Here is a 21,457-nt window from a genome sequence, read left to right as displayed (position 1 = left end):
CCTTCCGGTCGCTCAGGTCATGTTGCAGTGCAGCATAACACGCGTCCGGTTAGATGGGGCGTGAATGTCGCATTGCAATAGACGGCTATGTCAGCCGGTCATCAGCGTCTGCACATGGGCAGCGGTGGAGAGGGCCAGCGCGCGCAGGTCGTAGCCGCCCTCGAGGGTGGAGACGACGCGGCCGCCGCAATGCCGGTCGGCCAGGCGCATCAGCTCCAGCGTCGCCCAGGCGAAATCGCCTTCATGCAACTCGAGATGGGCCAGGGGGTCGCGGGCATGGGCGTCGAAGCCGGCCGAGATCAGCAGCAGCTCCGGCGCGAAGCCGTCGACCGCCGGCAGCACGATCCGCTCCATCGCCCGCCGGAACTCGACCCCGCCCGACATCGGCGGCAGCGGCGCGTTGACGATGTTGCCGGCGACGCCGGTCTCGTCCTCCGACCCGGTGCCGGGATACAGCGGCGACTGGTGGGTCGAGGCGTAGAGCAGGTCGGGCTCGGACCAGAAGATGTCCTGCGTGCCGTTGCCGTGATGGACGTCGAAATCGACCACCGCAATCCGCCCCAGCCCATGCGCCAGCCGGGCGTGCATGGCGGCAATGGCGACGCTGTTGAACAGGCAGAAGCCCATAGCCCGGGCCGTCTCGGCATGGTGGCCGGGCGGCCGCACGGCGCAGAAGGCGTTGCGCGCCTCGCCCGCCAGAACCGCGTCGACCGCGGCGCAGCCGGCCCCGGCCGCCCGCAGCGCGGCGGCGCCGGACCCCGGCGACAGCACGGTGTCGGCGTCGACCGGCTGCAGCCCGCTCTCCGGCACCGCGGCCAGCAGGCGGCGGATGAAGCCCTCGGGATGGGCGCGGGCGATCTGCTCGATCGTCGCCTCCGGCGCCTCGCGCCGCTGCAGCAGGGCGAAGCTTTCATCCTCCAGCGCCGTCAGCACCGCCCGCAGCCGGTCCGGCCGCTCGGGATGGCCGGGGCCAGTGTCGTGGCCGATGCAGGCCGGATGGGTGAAGAGCAGTGTGTCCATGCCCTATCCTGCCTTGCGGATGCTGTAGCGGGTGACGCCGCCGGCCTCCTCGGTCATCGCGACCAGGACATGGCCGGTGGCGTCGCAGAAGGCCGGGAAGTCCTTGCGCGCGGCGGCGTCGGTGGCCAGCACGTCCAGCACCTGGCCCGGCGCCAGACCCTGCAGTGCCTTGCGCGCCTTCAGGACCGGCATCGGGCAGATCAGGTCGCGCGCGTCGAGATCCAAATCAGCCATGGCGAACCCTAGCGCGGGCGGCGGCCCCGGCCAACGCTTGGCGCATCAGCTTTCCGCCAGGCGGAAGGCGGCCAGCACGGCCAGGCCCCAGCCCAGGATCATCAGCACGCCGCCGATCGGGGTGATGGCGCCGAACCAGCGCGGCGCGCCGAAGGCCATCAGGTAGAGCGCGCCGGAGAAGATCGCGGCGCCCACCAGAAAGGCCCAGCCGGCCCAGCGCAGCGCCCCCGGCGCGCCCAGCAGGGCCAGGGCCAGCAGGGCCGCGGCATGGACCAGCTGGTACTGCGACCCGGTGTGCACCCAGCCCAGCCGCTCCGGCGCCGCCCCGGCCATGGCATGCGCGGCGAAGGCGCCCATCGCCACCGCCACCATGCCGTGCAGCCCGGCCCCGATCAGAAGCACCCGGTCGATCATCCCCATCTCCCGCGAGTCGTCCGGGGACCACAGTAGCGGGCCGGGCGGCGCCGTCACATGACCGTGAAGCCGCGGACGAAGGGGTCGCGGTCGTCGAGGAAGATGGTGTTGTAGCCGGTCAGCCAGGCCTGGCCGGCGATCGAGGGGATGATCGCGTCAAACGGTCCCACTTTGGCCGTGCCCTCGACCCGGCCGTGGAACAGACTGCCGATGATGCTCTCATGCACGAAGGCGTCGCCGGACTTCAGCTGGCCGCGCGCCGCCAGCTGGGCCATGCGGGCCGAGGTGCCGGTGCCGCAGGGCGACCGGTCGATCGCCTTCTCGCCGTAGAACACGGCGTTGCGGGCATGCGCCTCCGGGTGCTTCGGCCGGCCGGTCCACTGCACATGGCGCAGGCCGCGGATGGTCGGGTCCTCCGGATGCACCATGTCGAAACGCTCGTTCACCACCTGGCGGACGATCGGCGACAGGCGCTGGATCTCGCCGGCCGAGAGATCCTCCAGGTCGGCATAGCCCGGCTGCGGCTCGATGATGGCGTAGAAGTTGCCGCCATAGGCGATGTCGGCCACCAGCGGCCCGAAGCCCGGCACCTCGAAGCCCAGCTTCTCCTTGTACAGGAAGGACGGCACGTTGCGGATGCGCACCGAGGTGACGTGGCCGGCGGCGTCCTGCTCATACTCCGCATCGACGATGCCGGCCGGCACCTCGAGGCGCAGCCGGCCCGGCTGCTTCGGCCGCACCAGCCCTTCCTCAACCATCACCGTCACCGTGCCGATGGTGCCGTGGCCGCACATCGGCAGGCAGCCCGAGGTCTCGATGAACAGGATGGCGGCGTCGGCGTCGTCCCGGTTCGGGGCGTAGAGGATCGACCCCGACATCACGTCATGGCCGCGCGGCTCGAACATCAGCCCGGTGCGGATCCAGTCGAATTCGGCGATGAAGTGCTGGCGCTTCTCGCTCATGGTCGCGCCCTTCAGCGGCGGGGCGCCGCCGGCGACGACACGGACCGGGTTGCCGCAGGTGTGGGCGTCGATGCAGAAGAAGCTGCTCTTGCTCATGGCGTGCTCACTGGAAGCGGTCGATGCCGAAGGCGGCGGGGGCGGGGGTGCCGGAGAGGAGGCCGGCGGCGAGACGGGCGGTGGTGGCCGACAGGGTCAGGCCGAGATGGCCGTGGCCGAAGGCCAGGACGATGCGCCGGTCGCGCGGATCCGGCCCGATCACCGGCAGGCTGTCGGGGGTGGAGGGGCGGCAGCCCATCCATTCCGTGCCGCCGGTCTCCGGGATCGCGGGCAGGTAGGCCCTGGCCTTCCGCCGCAGCGCCCGGGCGCGGTCGAGGTTGGCCGGCGCGTCCACCGCCGCCAACTCGACCGCCCCGCCGATGCGCAGGCCGTCGGCCAAAGGCGAGGCGACGAAGCCGTGATCGGCGAAGACCACCGGCATCGGCAGGCGCACCGGCGCCTCCGGGATCGTGGTGTTGTAGCCGCGCTCGGTTTCCAGCGGCATCTTGAGGCCGAGGCCGCGGACGATGTCGCGCGACCAGACACCGGCGGAGACCACCACCTTGTCGAAGGCGCGGGACGAGCCGTCGGCCAGCCGGACGGTGATGCCGTCCGCGCCGGGCTCGACGGCGGCGACAGCGCCGGTGACCAGTCGGTCGCCCAGGGTGCGGCGCAGCCCCTGCAGCACGCCGAGAGGGCTGTCGACCATCCAATAGGCCCGGCACAGCACGGCGCGGGCGAAACCGCCGTTCAGGTCCGGCACCAGCTCGCGCGCCTGGTCCGGCGTCAGCGGCTTGAAGTCGTGGCCGCCCAGGCGGCGGCGCAGCTCCCACTCCGGCAGGGCGGCGCGGAAGCTGGCCTCGGTGTCGTAGAGGTCGATCGCCCCGGTCTGGCGCAGATGGCCCGACAGGCCGGCGCGGCGGGCCAGTTCGTGATGGTCCTCGAGTGCCGAGCGCATCAGCCCGCCCAGGGCGGCGGTCGACCGCTCCACCTGCTCCGCCCTGGCCGCGGCCAGGAAGCGCAGCAGCCAGGGCGTCAGCGCCGGCAGGTCGCGCCAGCGCAGGGCGAGGGGGCCCAGCGGGTCCATCAGCCAGCGCGGCACTGATCGCAGCACGCCGGGCCGGGCCAGCGGCGTGATCTCGGGGAAGGCCAGCAGGCCGGCATTGCCGGCGGAGGCGTGGCGGTCCTCCGGCCGGCGCTCGAACACCGTGACCTCGTGCCCGTCGGCCGCCAGCCAGGCCGCCGCGGCGCAGCCGATCACGCCCCCGCCGATGATGGCGATCGCGGCCATCTCAGGCCGGCAACGCGGGCTGGGTGGGCTCGGCCGTAGGGTCGAGGGCGACGTCGCCGCCCACGCCGCTGGCCAGGAAGCCCTGGATCTGGCGCACCACCTGCCCGGCATGGGCGCGGGCCAGGCTGTCGGCGCGGTCGGCGTCTCGGTCGACGATGGCCCGGATGATCGCCTCGTGCTCGGCCACGAACTCGGCCGGCAGGTGGTCGTCGAAGCTGGCGTAATAGATCCGGTTCAGCCGCCGGCCCTCGTCCAGCAGCCGACCGAACAGCTCGGTGTAGTAGCGGTTGCGGCCGGCGCGGGCGATCGCCAGGTGGAAGTCGCGGTTGGCGTCGGACATGCCGATCGCGTCGGCCGCCGCCACCGCCCGGCCGAAGGCGGCCTGGTGGACGCGGATCTCGTCCAGGTCCCTGGCCGTGCGGCGCAGCGCCGCCAGCCGGGTGGTGACCCGGTGCATCAGCGTCAGCGCGTCGAAATGGGCGGGCAGGGCGGAGAAGTCGATCGGCGCGACGATGGTGTTGCGGTTCGGCAGGGTGGCGACCAGCCCGTCGGCGGCCAGCCGCACCAGCGCCTCACGGATCGGCGTGCGCGACAGGCCGAAGCGCTCGGCGATGCGGGTCTCGTCGAGGGCGGAGCCGGGGGCCAGCACCAGGTCGAGGATATCGTGCTTCAACGCCTCGTAGACCTTGGCGACCCCGCCGCCGCGCGGCCGTGCCTCGCCGTTCTCCCGTACCTTCGCCGTGCGTGCCAAGGCGTGCCCTTCCCAGCATCTTCAGTCAGCACTGAATGATAGGCTGGCAGGATGCAGTTTGTCGACAAACCTCGGTACACCAGAAAAAAGGGCGGCGGAAGGACCGCCGCCCCGGAAGGCTGGGCCGCGCGCCGGGCTTGGGACGGGACCGGGCGCGGCCTGGGAGGCTGCGGGGAGTGCCCGATGGCCTGTTCGATATATTCGTTCGAATATATCGATTGTCAATGATGAAGACGCTTCCACGGTCGGCGCTCATACTGGGTCGAGAGGGTGCCAGCCGTTCGGCCGAGAATGCCCTGACCAGGAAGGATATGCGTCATGAACGAGATCAGGGAGCTTCGCCGTTGTCTTCTGGCGCCGATTCCGGAGCTGGATGAAGCCGTCGATCTGCTGAGCGAAGCCGCGGATGCCTTGCTGGCGGGGAACGAAGGTCTCGCTCGCGATTGCATCCAGCGGGCGGATATCGCCGCGATCCATAATTGGGCATCGCGGATCATGGGGCGCCTCGATGAAGAGATCCACCAGCATCGGCCGGTGGTGGGCCCGGCGGACCCAGTCACGCGAGTGGTGCAGCGAATGCCGGGCCGGTCGGTCCAGGCCGCGATCTGCGCGCGCGACGGGTATCGCTGCCGCTTCTGTGAATGCCGGGTCGTGCTGCCGACGGTACGGCCGGCCATTGAGGCGAGGATACCGGGTGCCATCCGTTGGGGGAGGAACAATCCGGATCAGCATGCGGCCTTCTTTGCCCTGACCGCCACGATCGATCACCTGGTGCCTCATGCCAAGGGTGGCAGCAATGATCCGATGAACCTCCTGACGACTTGTCAGGCCTGCAACTTCGGGAGGAGCGTCTGGCTGATCGAGGAGGTGGGGCTGGTCGATCCCAGGATGCGTGCGCCGGTCGTTGACGGCTGGGACGGGCTGATGCGGCTCGTGGCCTCAAGGCAGCACACTGCGTCACCGGCAGGCACCGCTCGGGCCGTCCGGGCCACCCGTGTCACGGCTGGACCGAGGCCGGCGGCCGGAACGGTGGAGGGACACGCCGAGTGGTTGGCCGGCCTGGAGCGGGCTTCGGGAGCGTCCTTGAAGCGGCTGCTGGAGCTTCTGGACGATTGCAGGGATCTCCAGGTTTTCTGGACGCTCAAGGATGTTCTGTTGGTCAAGATGAGCGTGGGCGGCCGGACTCTCAGCGTGCTGGGCATCGAAGCCGGTGGGGGCGTTCAGGTGCCGTGGGACATCGGCGAGGAAAAGTCCCGGTTCCGCGGCTTTGCCGAGACCCTCGCCGCAGGGATACCCGGAGCCGTTGCTTACGAGACGCCGAAGATGTGGCGGGTCGGGCGGCCGAAGGGAGGGATCAGCGTCCTCGATATCCTGGATGCATCCGATGCGCTCCGGGCCGCACTACGGGAGCTGCACGAAGAGCTGAGAAACTGACAGCACCTCAGCCGCCCTCGAGATCGGCATCCGCCCCGTTCGGGCCGCCGCGCAGGGCGCCCCCGACGGTGTGGCGGTCGAAGGCGACGCTCTTGATCACCGCATGCACCGGCCGGCCCGGCGCCAGCTCCAGCGCCTCGATCGAGCGCCGGGTCAGCCGGGCCAGGAGGCCGTCGCCGGCGCAGTCCAGGCGGATGTCGGCGGTCGGGCCGTCGCCGGGCGCGATGTCCGCCACCGTCGCCGGTAGCACGTTCAGCGCGCTCAGATGGTCCGGCGGGCGGGTGGCCAGCATCACGTCGCGGGCTCGGATGCGGATGCGGACCTTGCTGCCGGCCGGCAGCTCGAGCCGCGGCACGGTCAGGAAGCCGGCGGCGACGCGCAGCCGGGTCAGCTGCCAGCGGTCGTCATGGTCCTCGACCGCCGCCTCCAGCACCGCGCCGGCCTCGGCCCGCGGGAACAGGTCGGCCCGGCCCATCACCTCGGCCACCGGCCCGGACGCCGTTACCCGCCCGTCGGCCAGCACCACCAGGGTGGTGGCCAGCCGCGCCACCTCGCCGATGGCGTGGCTGACATAGACGATCGGGATCCGCGCCTCGTCGCGCAGCCGCTCGACATAGGGCAGGATCTCGGCCTTGCGCGCCTCGTCCAGCGAGGCCAGCGGCTCGTCCATCAGCAGCAGGCGCGGGCTGGCCAGAAGGGCCCGGCCGATCGCCACGCGCTGCTTCTCGCCGCCCGACAGCAGCGCCGGCCGGCGGTCGAGCAGATGGTCGATGCCGAGCAGCTCGACGACGCGGCCGAACTCGGCGCCGCGCTCGGCCTTCGGCGTGAACCAGCGGCCATAGAGCAGGTTGTGCCGCACCGCCAGATGCGGGAACAGCCGGCCCTCCTGGAAGACATAGCCGATGCGGCGGCGATGCGGCGGCAGGACCACGCCGCGTCCGGTGTCGACCAGCGTGCGGCCGTCGACCACCACCCGGCCCTGCTGCGGCCGCACCAGCCCGGCGATGACGTTGACCACCGAGGTCTTGCCGGCGCCGGAGCGGCCGAACAGCGCGGTCAGCCGGCCCTCGCTGCGGAAGCCGATGTCCAGCGCGAAATCGCCCTGGCGGTGGCGGATCTCGACCTCGAGGCTCATGTCGCGTGCACCCGCACGCCGGCGCGCCGGGCCATCAGCTCGGAGGCGAGCAGGGCGGCCATCGAGATGACGACCGAGACCAGGGTCAGGCGCAGCGCGCCGAGGTCGCCGCCCGGCACCTGGGTGAAGGTGTAGATCGCCGAGGGCAGGGTCTGGGTCTGGCCCGGGATGTTGGAGACGAAGGTGATGGTGGCGCCGAACTCGCCCATCGCCTTGGCGAAGGACAGGATCGCGCCGGCGATCCCCCCGGGCAGGATCAGCGGCAGGGTGACGGTCAGGAACACCCAGGCCGGCGAGGCGCCCAGCGTGCCGGCCGCGGCCTCCAGCCGGCGGTCCACCGCCTCGATCGACAGGCGGATGGCGCGGACCATCAGCGGGAAGCCCATCACCCCGGCGGCCAGCGCGGCGCCGGTCCAGCGGAAGGAGAAGACGATGCCGATCTGGGCCAGGACGGAGCCGATCGGCCCCATCTTGCCGAACAGCAGCAGCAGGATGTAGCCGGTCACGACCGGCGGCAGCACCAGCGGCAGATGGACCACGCCGTTCAGGACCGATTTGCCCCAGAACCGGCCGCGCGCCAGGGCCAGGGCGACCAGCACGCCGAGCGGCAGGCTGACGGCCATGGCCCAGAGCGAGACCTTCAGGCTCAAGAGGATCGCAGTCAGCTCGTCGGGGGTGAAGTCGAACACCGGCTACGGCGCCACCACCGTGAAGCCCTGCTTCTCGAACAGCGGCTTCGCGGCGGAGGATTTCAGGTAGTCGACGAAGGCCTGGGCCTCGGGCTTGTTGTTGCCCGCCAGCACGGCGACCGGGTACAGGATCGGCGGATGGCTGTCGGCCGGGAAAGTGCCGACGACCTTGACCCCCGGATCGGCCGCGGCGTCGGTCTGGTAGACGATGCCCAGCGGGGCCTCGCCGCGCGACACCAGCGCCAGGGTGGCGCGGACGTTCTCGGCCTGGGCCACCTTGCCCTGGACCGAGGACCAGACGCCCAGCTTTTCCAGCGCCGCCTGGCCGTATTTGCCGGCCGGCACCGCCTTGACGTCGGCCATGGCCAGATGGCCGTCGCCCAGCGCCTTGGCCAGCTCGAAATTCGGCGCGATGGTCAGCTGCACGGCCGAATCCTTCGGCGCCACCAGCACGATGCGGTTGCCCAGGAGGGTCGAGCGCGTCTCCGGCTTGATCAGCTTGCGGTCGGCCAGATAGTTCATCCAGTCGAGATCGGCCGAGATGAAGACGTCGGCCGGCGCCCCGGCCTCGATCTGCTTCGCCAGGGCCGAGCTGGCGGCGTAGGAGATCGTCGCCTTGTGCCCGGCGTCGGCCTGCCACTGGGCGTTGATGGCGTCCAGCGCGTCCTTCAGGCTGGCGGCGGCGAACACCGTGACGTCCTGCGCCTTGGCGCCCGCCGGCGCGCCGAAGCCGACGGCCGCCCCCAGCATCCCGGCCAGCAGCGCGCCGAGCCAGCCGCGTCGTGTGATCCGCATCGTCCTGTTCCCCGTTCGGTTGCGGCCCGGCGACGGCCGGCCTGCCGGCGCGATCTTACCGCGCCGTTATATCCGGGCAAACATTTCGCTAAAGGCCGCGGACCGGAGCGGGTCAGGACCGCCGCTTCAGCCCCTGCTCGGCCAGGATCGACCAGAGCTCCTCGGCGCTGTCAGCGAAGCGGAACAGCTCCAGGTCTCGGGCGTCGATCATGCCGTGCTCGACCAGCGCGTCGAAGCCGATCACGGCGCGCCAATAGGCCTCGTCGAACAGCACGATCGGCAGGGGCGACGACTTGCCGGTCTGGCGCAGGGTCAGGAGCTCGAACAGCTCGTCGAAGGTGCCGAAGCCGCCGGGGAACACCACCAGCGCATTGGCCCGCATCGCCAGGTGCATCTTGCGCATGGCGAAATAGTGGAAGCGGAAGGTCAGCGCCGGGGTGGACCAGGCGTTCGGCTCCTGCTCATGCGGCAGGGTGATGTTGTAGCCGATGGTCGGCGCGCCGGCCTCGGCCGCGCCGCGGTTCGCCGCCTCCATGATGCCGGGGCCGCCGCCGGTGGCGATGACGTTGTCGCGCAGGCCGCCATGGTCGGTCAGGGCGCCGCCGCGCTCGGAGGCGATGCGGCCGAACTCGCGCGCCTGGGCGTACCAGTGGCCGTGGCGGCCGGGCCCGTCCTCGGTGGCGCGGGCGCTGCCGAAGACGACGATGGTGGAGCGCACGCCCCAGGCCCGCAGCGATTCCTCGGCCTTGGCGTATTCCAGCATCAGGCGCACGCCGCGCATGGAATCGCCGAGCAGGAAGTCCTGGTCGAGCTCCGGCAGGCGGTAGGAGGGCGACGCCATCTGCGCCGCGTTGGACGGGTTGGGGGCTGGCTTGCTCATCGCCCCTCTAAAGCAGATCCCGGCCCGGCCGGGAAGGGGAGCCTGTGCCACACCGGGCGTGCGGCAGCGCGGCGCCCCGCGCCCGGTCAGGCCCAGTAGCGGCGGTTCAGGCTGATGCGGCGCTTCAGCGGGCGCGGGATCCGGGCCTCGCGGCGGCCGCAGTGATAGGCGGCCAGCTTGATCGCGCTGCGCAGGATGGCCGACGGGATCGCCAAGGGCTGGTGCCGGGCCAGGTGGCGCAGCTCGGACTGCACGAAGCGCTTGCCCTCGCCCTCGGCCTTGCCGAAACGGTCCAGCAGCCAGGGGGAGCGGGCGTGCATGACGCCGACATCGAAGTAGCGGCGGAACTCCTCGCCGATGCTGTAGCTGTGCGAATGGTGGACCCTGGCCTCGGCGACATAGGCCTTGGCCCAGCCCGACAGCAGCATCCGGCCGGTCACCGCGGCGTCCTCGCCGAAGATGGTGCCGGAGGGGAAGCCGCCGACCATCTCCAGCGCCCGCCGGCGGTAGGCGGCGAAGGAGTTGGAGCAGAAGGTCGCCTTGATCCCGGCGCCGACGGCGTCCTGCGGGCGCAGGACGGCGCTCTCGGGCGGATAGTTGAACAGCCGGGCGTGGGCCTCGATCGCCCCGGCGCCGTGATGCGGCAGCTGCCGGCCGAAGGCGACGCCGACCTCGGGATCGGCAAAGGCCTCGACGATGCGGGCGATGGTCTCGCTGTCGGCCGGCACCGCGTCCTGGGTCAGGAAGACGACCACCTCGATCCGCGGCGACAGGCGGTTGACGGCGCGCTGGCGGGTGCCGCCATGGTCGAACTGCGACCTCGGGATCACCACGACCTCGGCGCCGCCGGCCCGGAACCGCGCCGTCGTGTCGTCGGTCGAGCTGGAATCGATGACGAGGAAGGTCCCCGGCTGGAACGATTGCGCCTGCAGCGCCGGCAGCAGGGCGTCGAGATGCTTCGCCGCGTTCAGCGTGGGGATGACCAAGGCGACGCGATCCTCGGGGATCGTCGGTCCCGCCTCAGGCAAAGCAACGTCTCCGCCGAAAGGGGTCATGCCCGGCTCGCTCCATTGTGCAATGCAATATCATAGCGGCAACTTTGCATCTCGATCCAGTCGCAAATCATTCCTAGAGAGGTTCAAAGCTTCCGGCAGCGCCCGGGATGGGGCCAGCAAGCTCGATCCCGCACCACTAACGGACGATCGTGACCGCATGGAGGCGCCGCCGTGATCGGATCGCGGCGGCAGAGCCGCGCACGCCCGGAATCCCCGGCAGCGGGATGTCGAGGCCGCTCCGGCGATCGGCGGCGCATCCCGCCGCTGCTGGTGAACACGCTCATGTGTCCGATTCCCCCACTGCGCACCAGTCGCAAGCAACGAGCAAACGCATGAGCGGCAACAATGATCCCTTGGGAATCGCCGGCGACGGTGCGTGCCGCAGCCGCTTGCCCGGGATGGCATCCGCGGGGGATGCGTGTATTTTGGCATGCCTCGTCCATTCAGAGGCTGGCCGGGACGGCATCCCGGTCTCGGTGGGCACGCGGACGCCGCGGCGGCGGACCGTTCGGATTGGATCGGAAGAAGCTCATGGATTCCCCGGCTCAGAGTGATCTGCCCGAAGTCGACGTGCTGGTGGCGACCTACAATGGCGAGCAATTCCTGCCCGACCTGCTGGACTCGCTGCTGGGCCAGAGCCACGACAGGATCAACGTCATCGTCGGCGACGACGGCTCCGCGGACGGCACCCGCCAGGTCGTGGAGCGGTATCGGGGCAGGTTCCGGTCCCTCGAGGTCCACGACTTCGCCACGGCGGCCGAGCATGGGGCGCGCGCCAACTTCTCCCGGCTGATGGCCAGGGCCACGGCGCCCTATGTGATGTTCTGCGACCAGGACGATGTCTGGCTGCCCAACAAGGTGGAACTGACCCTGCGGGCGATGCGGTCCCTGGAGGCTTCGCACGGCCGGGACAGGCCGGTCCTGGTCCACACGGACCTCCGGGTCGTCGACCGGGACCTGAAGGCCGTGGCGGATTCGATGTGGCGCTCGCAGGAGCTCCGCCCGGAGCGGGTGTCGCTGCGGAAGATGCTGGTCGAGAACAGCGTCACGGGCTGCACGGCGATGATCAACCGGCCCCTGCTGACCCTGGTCGGCACCATCCCGGACCGGGCGATCATGCACGACTGGTGGATCGCCCTGGCCGCGGCCTGCTTCGGCACGGTCGTTCCTCTGGACGAACGGACCATCCTGTATCGCCAGCACGGCGGCAACAGCATCGGTGCCAAGCGCTGGTCCCTCGGCGCCATCTATGCCCAGTTCGTCGACGTCCTGGCCGGCGAGGCCGCCGTCCGCTCGGTGCAGAAAACGATCGACCAGGCCGCGGCCTTCCATGCTCTCTACGGCGACAGGATGCGTCCGGAGCAGCGCCGGCTCGTGAAGGCCTATTCCGAGATCAAGACGATGCCGAGCCTCAGCCGGAAGGCGTTCCTGATCCGCAGCGGGCTGATCAAGTCGAAGTGGCAGAAATCCCTGGGCCAGATCCTGGTCACTTGACCGCGGGCAGCGGCGCGTTCCCCGCCGCCCGGCCCTTGAAGACGGCCAGGCACTTGGCCCGCAGCCACAGCCCGTCCTCACCCCACAGCACCCGGCTGGGCACGGCCAGCACCACCGCGACGGCCGCCGCGACGGCGACGCCGGCGAGGCCCAGCACCGCGGCCGGGGGCAGGGCCTGACCGACGGCGAGCACGACGGCCCCGGCGATGCCGGCGAAGACCAGCGCCATCAGGCATCCCGGCAGATGCGCCATCAGGAACGCCCCGATACCCATCCCGGTCATGCGCAGCGTCAGGCCGGCGAGCACGATGCTGTTCAGGGTGATCGCGACCGTCACGACCGCGGCGACGCCGGTGATGCCGTGGGGCGCCGCCAGCCAGGAGCCGCCGATCACGATCGCGGCATAGGCGATCTGGACCAGGACGAAGGTATAGACCCGCCCCCGCGCGAACAGGACGGAGTTGCTGACCCGGTACGACAGGCGCGAGAAGGTGGATACGGACAGGATGATGAAGGGCAGCACCGTGTGGTGCCATTGCGGCCCGAGCAGGACGTCGATGATCTGCGGCGCCAGCACGATCATCAGCGCCGTCATCGGCACGCCGATCAGGGCCGTCAGCTCGATGCCCCGCCGATAGGCCGCCCGCAGCCGCTGCGGCTCGTTCTGTACGCGCGACAAGGACGACAGGGCGACCTTGGACGCCGCCATCTCGTACAGGCTGCCCGGCAGCGAGGCGAGCTTGTAGGCGCGGTCATACAGCCCCAGCGCGTCGCCGCCGATCAGCCGCCCGATGACGAGCTTGTCGCCGTTCAGGGCCAGGTAGTTGATGATCCGGCCCAGCGACAGGCCGCTGCCGAACCGCGCCAGATCCATCAGCGAGTCCAGGTGCAGCAGGGGCCGGACATCGTGCCTGGCCAGCGCCATCACCAGCAGCATGTTGATCAGGCTCTGGCCGATGAACCCGCCCGCCAGAGACCAGTATCCCCAGCCGAGATACGCCATCACGATCGAGATCGCGCCATAGCCGAGGATATAGGAGACGATCTTGATCGCGGCGAGGCGCCGGAACTGCAGATGCCTGGAGAGGAGATTCTCGGAGACGGTCGACAGCCCCTGCCAGATGAAGACGACCCCGAGCAGCTGGGTCACCGGCTCCACCTGCGGCAGGCGGAAGAAGCCGGCGATCGGCCCGGACAGGAGATAGATCGCGAGGCACAGCAGCAGGCCCAGCAGCGTGCTTGCGGTGAACGCCGTCCGCACATGCCTGCCGGTCAGCGAATCGCGCTGGATCAGCGCGGGGCCCAGCGCCAGGTCGGAGAACAGCATCGAGAAGGCGATGATGACGTTGGACGCCGCGGCGATGCCGAAATCGGCGGGCGTCAGCAGCCTGGCGAGAACCGCCAGGCAGATGATCTGCATGACCATCTGCGCCGCCGACGCGCCGCCCATCCAGAGCATCCCGCCCAGCGTGCGCTCGCTCAGGGTCTTGCCGGCAGACGGCCCGGGGCTGCTCATGACGTTTGTTCCGCCCGATCCGTTGCCGCGACCTCGTGCGCCGGCCGCAGGGTCCCGTCCGGCCCGACATGGCGGACCTCGCAGTTCAGCCAGAAGCCGGTGCGGTCGAAGACCGTGCTGCGCGCGATGCCGATCAGCGTCAGGATGTCCCGCGCCGTCGCGCCCCCGAGATTGACGATGAAGTTGGCGTGGACGGGGGAGATCTGCGCCTGGCCGGCCCGCAACCCCTTCAGCCCCGCCTGCTCGATGGCGTGCCCCGGCGGGCCGACGGTCGCGTACATCGCCGGGTCGCTCAGGAAGACCGAACCGCAGTTCGGCAGCTTCAGAGGGAACTTGCGGCGCCGCGACGCCATGATGTCGATGATCGTCCGCCGGATGGACCGCGCGTCGCCGCGTTCGAGCACCAGCTCCGCCGCCGTGATCACCACGAAGCGGTCCTGCATCGCCGAGCGGCGGTAGGCGAAGCGGCAGTCCGCCTGGCCGAGGATGGCGGCCTCGCCCCGCTCGTCGATCGTCCAGACCCGGCTGACATGCTCGCCGATGCCGCGGCGCTGGCTGCCGCCGTTCATCATCACGAGGCCGCCCAGCGTGCCCGGAATGCCGGCCGTATGCTCGATGCCCGACAGCCCGGCACGGCCCACGGTCGCGGCGAGATAGGGCATCCACACCCCGGCCTGGGCGGTCACGGTGGTGCCGGTGATCGAGACGGCGGCCATGCGCCGCCCGATCTGCATCATGACGCCCCGGAAGCCCTCGTCGGCGAACAGCAGGTTGCTGGTGTCGCCGACGACCAGGAGCGGCACCCCGGCCGACCGGCAGAGCCGCAGGACGCCCGAGATTTCTTCGGCCGATTGCGGCTCCACCAGAAGGTCGGCGGGACCGCCCACCTTCCAGCGGGAGATCCCGGCCAGGGAGACGGATCGCCGGACGCGGCCGGGACAGAGCCGGTCCAGCGCCGCGGACAGGCCGACGGGCATGGCCCGGCCCGATCCGGTCACGCCGTCAGCGTACATGGGCATGGTTCCGCCCGGCCGCCGTTCCGGTGCCGGCATCCGGCGCGGGAACGGAGAAATACTCCCGGTACCACGAGACGAAGCGCGGCACGCCTTCGTCGATCGTCGTCGTCGGCCGGAAGCCGATGTCGCGCGCGATCGATTCGATGTCGGCATAGGTCTCCGGCACCTCGCCCGGCTGCATCGGCAGGAACTCGCAGACCGCCTTCCGTCCGACCGCGGCCTCGATCAGGCCGATCAGCCGCATCAGGTTCTCGGAGCGGTGATTGCCGATGTTGTAGATCCGGTGCGGAGGGGCCGCCGCTTCTCCCGGCGGGGCATCGAGGACGGCGAGGACGCCGCGGACGATGTCGTCGACATAGGTGAAGTCGCGGCGCATCTCGCCGTGGTTGAAGACCTTGATGGGCCGGCCTTCCAGGATGGCCTTGGTGAAGATGAACAGCGCCATGTCCGGCCTGCCCCAGGGGCCGTAGACCGTGAAGAACCGCAGGCCGGTGGCGGGAAGCCGGTAGAGATGGCTGTAGGTGTGCGCCATCAGCTCGTTGGCCTTCTTGGTGGCCGCATAGAGCGACATCGGCGTGTCCGTGCGGTCCTCGGTCGAGAACGGGACCTTGCGGTTGGCCCCGTAGACCGAGGACGAGCTGGCATAGACGAAGTGCTCCACCTCCAGCCGCCGCGCCGTCTCCAGCATCACCAGATGGCCTTCGACGTTGGAGCGGGTATAGGCGTAGGGATTGACCATCGAATGGCGGACGCCGGCCTGCGCCGCGAGATGGACGATCCGGCGGATGCCCGTCCACCCCGCCGCCAGCGCCTCCATCGCCGACCGGTCGGCGATGTCGGCCTGGTGGAAGGTGAAGCCCGGCCGACCCGTCAGCAGGGCCAGCCTGTCCGACTTGAGCTTCGGATCGTAATAGTCGTTCAGGCTGTCGATGCCGACGACCTCCTCGCCGCGGTCGAGCAAGGCCTTCGCGGTATGGAATCCGATGAATCCCGCGGCTCCTGTCACCAGGATGGCCATGACGTCGCCTTTCTTCCCGTGCGTCGGCCGGCCGGCCGATGATGCATGCTCAAGCCCGGCGGCTCAGCCGGCCACCGGCTCCGGCACGGTGACGCGCCCGCCCAGGGCGGACATCTTCTCGATCAGATTGCAATAGCCCCGATCGATCTGCCACGCATCCTCGATCATGGTCTCTCCGTCGGCCACCAGGCCCGCCAGGACCAGGGCGGCGCCGGCGCGCAGGTCGGCGGCGCGGACCCGGGCGCCCTTCAGGGGACGGCCGCCCATCACCTTGAGGAGGTTGCCCGAGACCTCGCTTTCGACCCCCATCTTGGCCAGCTCGGCGGCGTATTGATAGCGGCCGGGGAAGCGGAGGTCGATCAGCCGGGATTCTCCCTTGGCGCAGGCGCCGTAGACGGCGAAGAGCGGCTGCATGTCCGAATTGATGCCGGGATAGGGCCCGGTGCTGATCTCCACCGGATAGGGGGTGCCGCCGCGGACGATGATGCCGTCCGGCCCGGTGTAGAACTTGGCGCCGCTTTCGCGCAGGAAGATCAGGGGCACCTCGAGATCCACCATCGGGAAGTTGCGGATCTCGACGTCGCCGCGCGTGATCACCGAGGCCATCAGCCAGGTCAGCGCCTCGACATTGTCGGGCAGGACGTCGTACCGGGTGCCGGTCAGCCCGTCGCGGCCGCGGACCACGATGCTCTGCTGGCCCAGGACCTCGATATCGGCACCCATCGAGCGCAGGAACTTGATGAGGTCGATGATCTCCGGCCGGATATGCGGGTTCCAGATCGTGGTCACGCCCCTGGCCAGCGACCCGCAGATGATCGCGTTCTCGGTGGCGCCGGTCGACCGGATCGGAAGGTGGATGTCGGTGCCGACCAGGCCGCGCGGCGCCTCGGCGCACAGCATCGATCCGTCCTGGTAGACCCGGGCGCCCAGCCGCTCCAGCAGCATGACGTGGAGATCGTATTTGCGGTCGCCGGTCTCGCCGATGCTGCAGCCGCCGGGAAGCGGCACCGCGCCGGCCCCGGTGCGGGCCGTCAGGGCCCCCAGGATCAGGAGCGTGTTGCGGATGGACCGCCCCGGCCAGTCGAGGGTGGAGGAGGGCGGTGCCGACTCGCGGATCACGATCTCCGTCTCGCTGACCGTGCAGGTCTTCCCCAGGACCTTCAGCATCTCAGCATGGATCTGCGCGTCCAGCAGGGCGGAGGGGAAATTCGTCAGATGGACGTCCTCGGCCGTCAGCAGGGATGCGGCCAGAAGGCGCAAGGCGCTGTTCTTGGCGCCGCTGACGGTGACGCTGCCTTCCAGCCGCGAGGGCCGGACCGCATATGCCGCACTTTCTCTGATCATCCCCCAACTCCCGAGCCATCCGCCATGCTGGCCGCGCATGACATCGCACAAAACCGGCCGCATTGTGGCGTCGCAAAAGAGCATGAATCCCGGTTCTGTCGCAATGCGGTAGCATCGTTCCCGACAAGGGCGCCGGTGTTGTCCCGACTGCCGGGCCACGGCGCGTTTCCGATAGCGCCCGGTCCGCTCCGCTCCCGTCCGGTGCCCGCCCGGCCGGGCGGGCCCCTCAACCGGCTCCGCGGACAGGTGCATCCACGCCCCGCGTCTTGGCTGAAGACCACTCCAGTTGAGGAGACAGACGGGCTACGCAGATGAAGACCACGAACACCATCGCGGCAGCGCGGCCGATTAGGGATGGGTTGGTGAATCCGGTCATCACCCAGCAGAAATAGGTCATATAGACTGCCGTGCAGACCAGAACGTCTTTGGATCTGACTGTCGAAATAAGGCTTATCATAAATAACAGAACGGGAAGTATTCCAATCAGGCCAAACTGCATGGCGGTCGCCAGGATTTGCAGCTCGTAGCTGTATGGAGAGTTCTTTGATCGAACCAGCCAAGGAACGTAAGTCGCCAAGCCTTTGCCGAAAGGCGCCTCGATGAGAGATTCGGTCAACGCAAATTGCTGATTCTCCCTGATGCTGTCGGATTGCTCGACAGCTTGGGAGAAGAAGCGATATTCGACGGCCTCAACAATAGCCTGATTGGTGGCGGCGGCGCCGACCATCAGGATGGTGATGACGGAGAACGCAAAAAACAGCCGCCTTCCGACGATGAGAGTCGCAAAGAGCACTGCTATGAACGTAGCGGCCCAGATATAGCGCGAATAGGCAATGATGGCAGAAATAATAAGCAGTATTGTAAAGGCGATTTGAGCAAATCTCGATATATTGATGTTGAGCTTCGGTGCGGTCAGAGTGCAAAATAGTATGATAGGAATCCCAAAGTCGGGAGGGAAGTTGATCCGTATGAGTCCAAAAATCAGGCTGCTTCGAACAAAGGTGGTTCCGAGCGTCTGTCGAATGGCGCTATCAAGAAGTGTAATCTGTAAAATTTCAAATGCTATCAGGGCATTCGTGATGAGCTTTGCGACATTGTATACCGCAAAAGCATATATCGCAGCCTTGATGACGGCCGAGCCGCTCAGTATGTTGTTGGATAGACAATGGTGAAATATCCAGACAATATACAATGTCGACAAAAAAGTCATTGCATACTTAATTTGGATAAGCGCGGCGGATGATGCGTCTGAGAATGAATTAAAAGTGGAAACAATCATCGATGCCAGAATGGCAAATAGAAGGCAAAGTGAACCATAATTCATATTGATATTAAAGTTTTTGTTAATGGCATCTCTTATTACGAACAGAGTGAGAATAAATAGCAGAGCCAACTGGGGTGCCAGAATGGCAATCGAATTTCCAAGGCCGAGGATAATCGCGATGAACAAGGCGATAACGGTGAAATCGATCGCTGCCGTCTCCCGGCGTGATCGCTGCGCCGCACCTGAGCTGTCGATGTGACGCATCGTCATCGGCCGGATTTGATCCAGCGACCAAAGAAGATGATCGAGAAGGCCAAGATCGGCCCCAGGATGAATCCGAGAAGAGCCGCGAGGAGGACGGGAGGTTTGGTGGGAAGGCTCGAAACGCTCGTCGTTCCCCAGACGCGAACGGCATACTTCGTGCTTTCGTCGATCAGCGTCTTGTTGAGGACGACGTTCATCAGATAGGAGCGGAGCGCATTGGTGACTTCGAGGTTCCCGGATTCCTGAATCCTTCTCAGGATGAAGTCTACTTGCGACTGATAGGCTTCTTCATTGGCTTCCTTGAGGTAACGGTCGCCTTCGTTGGTGATGATCTCCAGCACCTGTGCCGCGATCTTGGGGTCGCTGTGGTCGAAGGAGATTTCGACGAAGTCGGTGCTCGTGTCAGGCCGCAGGACAAGATTGTTGTTCAGGTATTTCGAGACGTCATTCTCGTCCGGCGGGGCCCATGCCTGGTAGCCGAACAGTTCCCTCAGCCACATCGAGACCGTATTGGTGATACCCTTGGGCGCGGTCCATTCCTTCCCGTCCCACCGGTCGGCGAAGATCAGCTTTGCGAAGTCGCCCCGCTCCATGAGCCGCTTGGCAAAACTCGGCGTCGAGATGATGTAGATGTACTTGTCGGTGGGCTTGCTCGGCGTGCCGAACGATATCGGCAAGGAAAGCCCGAGCGATGATATGCCCGATGGCGCCGATCCCTGATTGTCCAGCGCCGCCGATCCGATCGTAATCGAAGCTGTGTACTTCGGCGTGGCCGTTGCCAGATAAACGGCGGTCAGTATCCAGATAATGGATGTGACGGCGATGAGGATGCGAAATTCTTTAATGGGGATATTTAGAATTTTTTTGCTCTCCATCTGGATCCCGCCATGAGGGGGAGGTGGCATTTCATTCCCGTCAGCGGTGACATTTCTCAACATCATGGGCGATCCCGGCCTTTCCCCTCGTTGCTCAGCATCGGCTGCGTGCCCTCATCCCGGCAGCCCGGGCGGACCTCCGGGCGCATGAGAGTCCTGCCGAGTCACCTCCGCCATTCCCGCCCTGGCGCCCAGGCTGACCCGTCGCATACCCCGGGACCGTCGATTCGATACGACCGCCGGTGCGTCGACGGAAGCGATCTCCCGGCTGCATGGGGGCGACGGCGGAGCCTGTTTGACGCAACGGCGTTCCGGTGAGCCATCGAGCCTGTCGCTGCTCCTGACCACGGCGGCCCCGGTGCCCCGGTGCCCGACAATGAGGGTTCATGGCGTTATCTCCCGGGGTTCGTAGACATCGCATGGACCGAAACAAGCATCGCCGCGTATCAACCCCCGGATCTGTGTGATGTCAAGGCCTCGAAGTTTTTGCCGTTCGACCGGAAGCGCCGCTCCACGGGCGCTTTGTGCCGATCGATCGGCGCTCGGGGCGGATATGCTGCGCGCCAGATGTTTCCCCGTTTCGGTCATTGTTTCCGCATCGCAGGTTCTGCGGTTTTCGGGGAAGCGTCGTCTCGGCGATTTGGAGGGAGGGGGTGCGGATACCGCGGCGAGCAAAGGCGAAAATATTCCGAAGCGTGCTGGCGCTTGGGGGAAGGGCTTCGGTCGGTCCCTCCCCAAGAATTGCCGGCCCGATCTATTGACAGCCGATCGGCATGTCGCTTCAACGTCGGCGGAGGGGCGCTGACGACAGAATCCCTCTGCCCGGAAAGAGCCCGCAATGCGCGACACGGACATGAAGCTATCTCTCGCTGAGCGGTTTCAGGCGGAGAGGTGACGATGGAAGGAAAGCCGGTGCAAACCCTCGTCTCCATCGTGACCGTCTACTACAACCGCGGCGATCTCGTGGCAGACTCCATCGGAAGCCTGCTGTCGCAGACCCACCGCGATATCGAGATCATCGCCGTCGACGACGGGTCCACCGACGAGACCTATGACCGGTTGCGGGCCTTCGACGATGAACGCCTGACCGTGATCCGGCACCAGAACCAGGGCTTCGTCGGCTCGATCCGCAAGGGGATCGAGATGGCCAGGGGGGACATCATTGCCATCCACGGCTCCGGAGACATCTCGCATCCCGATCGTATCGCGCGCCAACTCGCCGTCCTGGCGGAACGGCCGGATGTCGGAGTGGTCGGATGCTACGTCGAGAACCGCAACCTGCTGCGGAACTACTCGACGGTGCACATGCCGAAGGTCGGCCCCGATGCCGGCCGGCAGCTCGCGGAAGCGAATTTCCTGATGCATGGCGAGGTGATGTTCCGAAAGCAGGTCTACGATGCCGTCGGCGGCTACCGGCCTTTCTTCCGGTTGGCGCAGGACCGGGATCTGTGGCTGCGGATGTCCGAGCGGACCGGCTTTCATATCGTCCCCGAGATTCTCTACACGCGCTTCGTCCGCCTCGACGGCGTCGGAGGGGGGCGCCCGGACCGGCGGGCCGCCCAGGTCCTGCTGTCGAACCTCGCGGTCCATTGCTATGAGGCCCGGTGCCGGAACGAACCGGATCCCGTCGATGCGGGCCGTTTCGAAGCCCTGATGTCGATCCTTCTGAATCGGGAGAGCAGCAGGATCCTGGCGCTTTGCGCGACCGAGCTGGCGATCGCCGGCCGGAGCGACGAGGCCGATGCGTTGTTCCGGAGGTCTCTCGCATCACGCTTCCTAACGGTTCCCCTGGCTCTATTCGGTCTGTTCAAGGTGACGCGGCTTGCCGGCAGCCGCCTTCAGGGCCGTTTCCTGCGGTACCTGGTGACGCGTTGGTATGAAGCCAAGGATCGCCGGGAGCGTCGAAGAGCACGGCAGGCAACCGAAAGCGGCCAGGTCGCCTTGCCCGCGGGGGAATGAGCCTACGGGCA

20 protein-coding genes are annotated in these 21,457 nt (G+C 67.9%); 3 read left to right on the top strand and 17 right to left on the bottom strand.

Translation table 11 applies throughout. The features are described from left to right. Window positions 1–90: 90 nt before the first annotated feature. The 6 genes from LG391_RS07440 to LG391_RS07415 are packed head-to-tail and all read right to left on the bottom strand — an operon-like array spanning window position 91 to window position 4,708. Window positions 91–1,020: a histone deacetylase family protein gene (locus LG391_RS07440; RefSeq protein ID WP_225767337.1), complete on the bottom strand. Its 930-nt coding sequence runs from the start codon at window positions 1,018–1,020 to the stop codon at window positions 91–93. A gap of 3 nt (window positions 1,021–1,023) precedes the next feature. Next, the gene (locus tag LG391_RS07435) at window positions 1,024–1,254 is read right to left on the bottom strand and encodes a sulfurtransferase TusA family protein (protein ID WP_225767336.1); all 231 of its coding nucleotides are present in this window, start codon (window positions 1,252–1,254) and stop codon (window positions 1,024–1,026) included. A 45-nt stretch (window positions 1,255–1,299) separates the two neighbouring features. Further along, entirely contained in the window at window positions 1,300–1,668 is a 369-nt protein-coding gene (locus LG391_RS07430) for a DUF423 domain-containing protein (RefSeq protein WP_225767335.1), read from the bottom strand. Window positions 1,669–1,721: 53 nt separating this feature from the next. Further along, on the bottom strand, window positions 1,722–2,726 hold the full coding sequence (locus LG391_RS07425) for a 4-hydroxyproline epimerase (protein ID WP_225767334.1): 1,005 nt from the start codon (window positions 2,724–2,726) through the stop codon (window positions 1,722–1,724). Window positions 2,727–2,733: 7 nt separating this feature from the next. Next, entirely contained in the window at window positions 2,734–3,957 is a 1,224-nt protein-coding gene (locus LG391_RS07420) for an FAD-binding oxidoreductase (RefSeq protein ID WP_225767333.1), read from the bottom strand. A gap of 1 nt (window position 3,958) precedes the next feature. After that, window positions 3,959–4,708 carry a GntR family transcriptional regulator gene (locus LG391_RS07415; RefSeq protein WP_225767332.1) on the bottom strand — a complete coding sequence of 250 codons (750 nt, stop codon included), beginning with the start codon at window positions 4,706–4,708 and terminating at the stop codon, window positions 3,959–3,961. Window positions 4,709–5,026: 318 nt separating this feature from the next. On the opposite strand from LG391_RS07415, the gene LG391_RS07410 reads away from it, so the two are divergent. Beyond that, on the top strand, window positions 5,027–6,142 hold the full coding sequence (locus LG391_RS07410) for an HNH endonuclease (RefSeq protein WP_225767331.1): 1,116 nt from the start codon (window positions 5,027–5,029) through the stop codon (window positions 6,140–6,142). 7 nt (window positions 6,143–6,149) lie between these two features. On the opposite strand, the gene modC is transcribed toward LG391_RS07410, so the two are convergent. From modC to LG391_RS07385, 5 genes are all read right to left on the bottom strand, one after another. Beyond that, entirely contained in the window at window positions 6,150–7,277 is a 1,128-nt protein-coding gene (modC, locus tag LG391_RS07405; protein WP_225767330.1) for a molybdenum ABC transporter ATP-binding protein, read from the bottom strand. Beyond that, window positions 7,274–7,966, bottom strand: coding sequence for a molybdate ABC transporter permease subunit (modB, locus tag LG391_RS07400; RefSeq protein WP_225767329.1), 693 nt, complete (start codon window positions 7,964–7,966; stop codon window positions 7,274–7,276). The genes modC and modB overlap by 4 nt, the downstream gene beginning before the upstream one ends. A 3-nt stretch (window positions 7,967–7,969) precedes the next feature. Continuing rightward, window positions 7,970–8,761 (bottom strand): molybdate ABC transporter substrate-binding protein, encoded by a 792-nt coding sequence (gene modA, locus LG391_RS07395; RefSeq protein WP_225767328.1) that lies wholly within the window; start codon window positions 8,759–8,761, stop codon window positions 7,970–7,972. Between the two features lie 112 nt (window positions 8,762–8,873). Further along, complete coding sequence (locus tag LG391_RS07390; RefSeq protein ID WP_225767327.1) at window positions 8,874–9,641, bottom strand: TIGR00730 family Rossman fold protein; 768 nt, start codon at window positions 9,639–9,641, stop codon at window positions 8,874–8,876. Between the two features lie 86 nt (window positions 9,642–9,727). Beyond that, window positions 9,728–10,627: a glycosyltransferase family 2 protein gene (locus tag LG391_RS07385; RefSeq protein ID WP_255646455.1), complete on the bottom strand. Its 900-nt coding sequence runs from the start codon at window positions 10,625–10,627 to the stop codon at window positions 9,728–9,730. 600 nt (window positions 10,628–11,227) lie between these two features. Between LG391_RS07385 and LG391_RS07380 the strand changes: the two genes are divergently transcribed. Then, on the top strand, window positions 11,228–12,190 hold the full coding sequence (locus LG391_RS07380) for a glycosyltransferase family 2 protein (protein ID WP_225767325.1): 963 nt from the start codon (window positions 11,228–11,230) through the stop codon (window positions 12,188–12,190). Here the strand turns inward: LG391_RS07380 and LG391_RS07375 are convergent. From LG391_RS07375 to LG391_RS07350, 6 genes are all read right to left on the bottom strand, one after another. Then, a complete protein-coding gene (locus LG391_RS07375) occupies window positions 12,183–13,706 on the bottom strand; it encodes a lipopolysaccharide biosynthesis protein (protein WP_225767324.1) in 1,524 nt (507 codons plus the stop codon). The two genes, LG391_RS07380 and LG391_RS07375, sit on opposite strands and share 8 nt — an antisense overlap. After that, entirely contained in the window at window positions 13,703–14,719 is a 1,017-nt protein-coding gene (gene murB, locus LG391_RS07370) for a UDP-N-acetylmuramate dehydrogenase (protein WP_225767323.1), read from the bottom strand. Before murB ends, LG391_RS07375 begins: the two co-directional genes overlap by 4 nt. Further along, window positions 14,709–15,740 carry an NAD-dependent epimerase/dehydratase family protein gene (locus tag LG391_RS07365; RefSeq protein ID WP_225767322.1) on the bottom strand — a complete coding sequence of 344 codons (1,032 nt, stop codon included), beginning with the start codon at window positions 15,738–15,740 and terminating at the stop codon, window positions 14,709–14,711. The genes murB and LG391_RS07365 overlap by 11 nt, the downstream gene beginning before the upstream one ends. Before the next feature lie 63 nt (window positions 15,741–15,803). Continuing rightward, on the bottom strand, window positions 15,804–17,084 hold the full coding sequence (locus LG391_RS07360; RefSeq protein ID WP_225767321.1) for a UDP-N-acetylglucosamine 1-carboxyvinyltransferase: 1,281 nt from the start codon (window positions 17,082–17,084) through the stop codon (window positions 15,804–15,806). A 226-nt stretch (window positions 17,085–17,310) separates the two neighbouring features. Continuing rightward, entirely contained in the window at window positions 17,311–18,618 is a 1,308-nt protein-coding gene (locus LG391_RS07355) for a hypothetical protein (RefSeq protein ID WP_225767320.1), read from the bottom strand. After that, a complete protein-coding gene (locus tag LG391_RS07350; RefSeq protein WP_225767319.1) occupies window positions 18,615–19,553 on the bottom strand; it encodes a Wzz/FepE/Etk N-terminal domain-containing protein in 939 nt (312 codons plus the stop codon). Before LG391_RS07350 ends, LG391_RS07355 begins: the two co-directional genes overlap by 4 nt. An 831-nt stretch (window positions 19,554–20,384) precedes the next feature. On the opposite strand from LG391_RS07350, the gene LG391_RS07345 reads away from it, so the two are divergent. Beyond that, window positions 20,385–21,446, top strand: a complete 1,062-nt coding sequence (locus LG391_RS07345) for a glycosyltransferase (protein ID WP_225767318.1) — start codon at window positions 20,385–20,387, stop codon at window positions 21,444–21,446. Window positions 21,447–21,457: the final 11 nt, after the last annotated feature.

The sequence above is a fragment of the Inquilinus sp. Marseille-Q2685 genome, assembly GCF_916619195.1.
In the GTDB taxonomy this organism is placed as follows: Bacteria; Pseudomonadota; Alphaproteobacteria; order DSM-16000; family Inquilinaceae; genus Inquilinus.
This window is presented reverse-complemented; position numbering and strand designations above follow the sequence as displayed.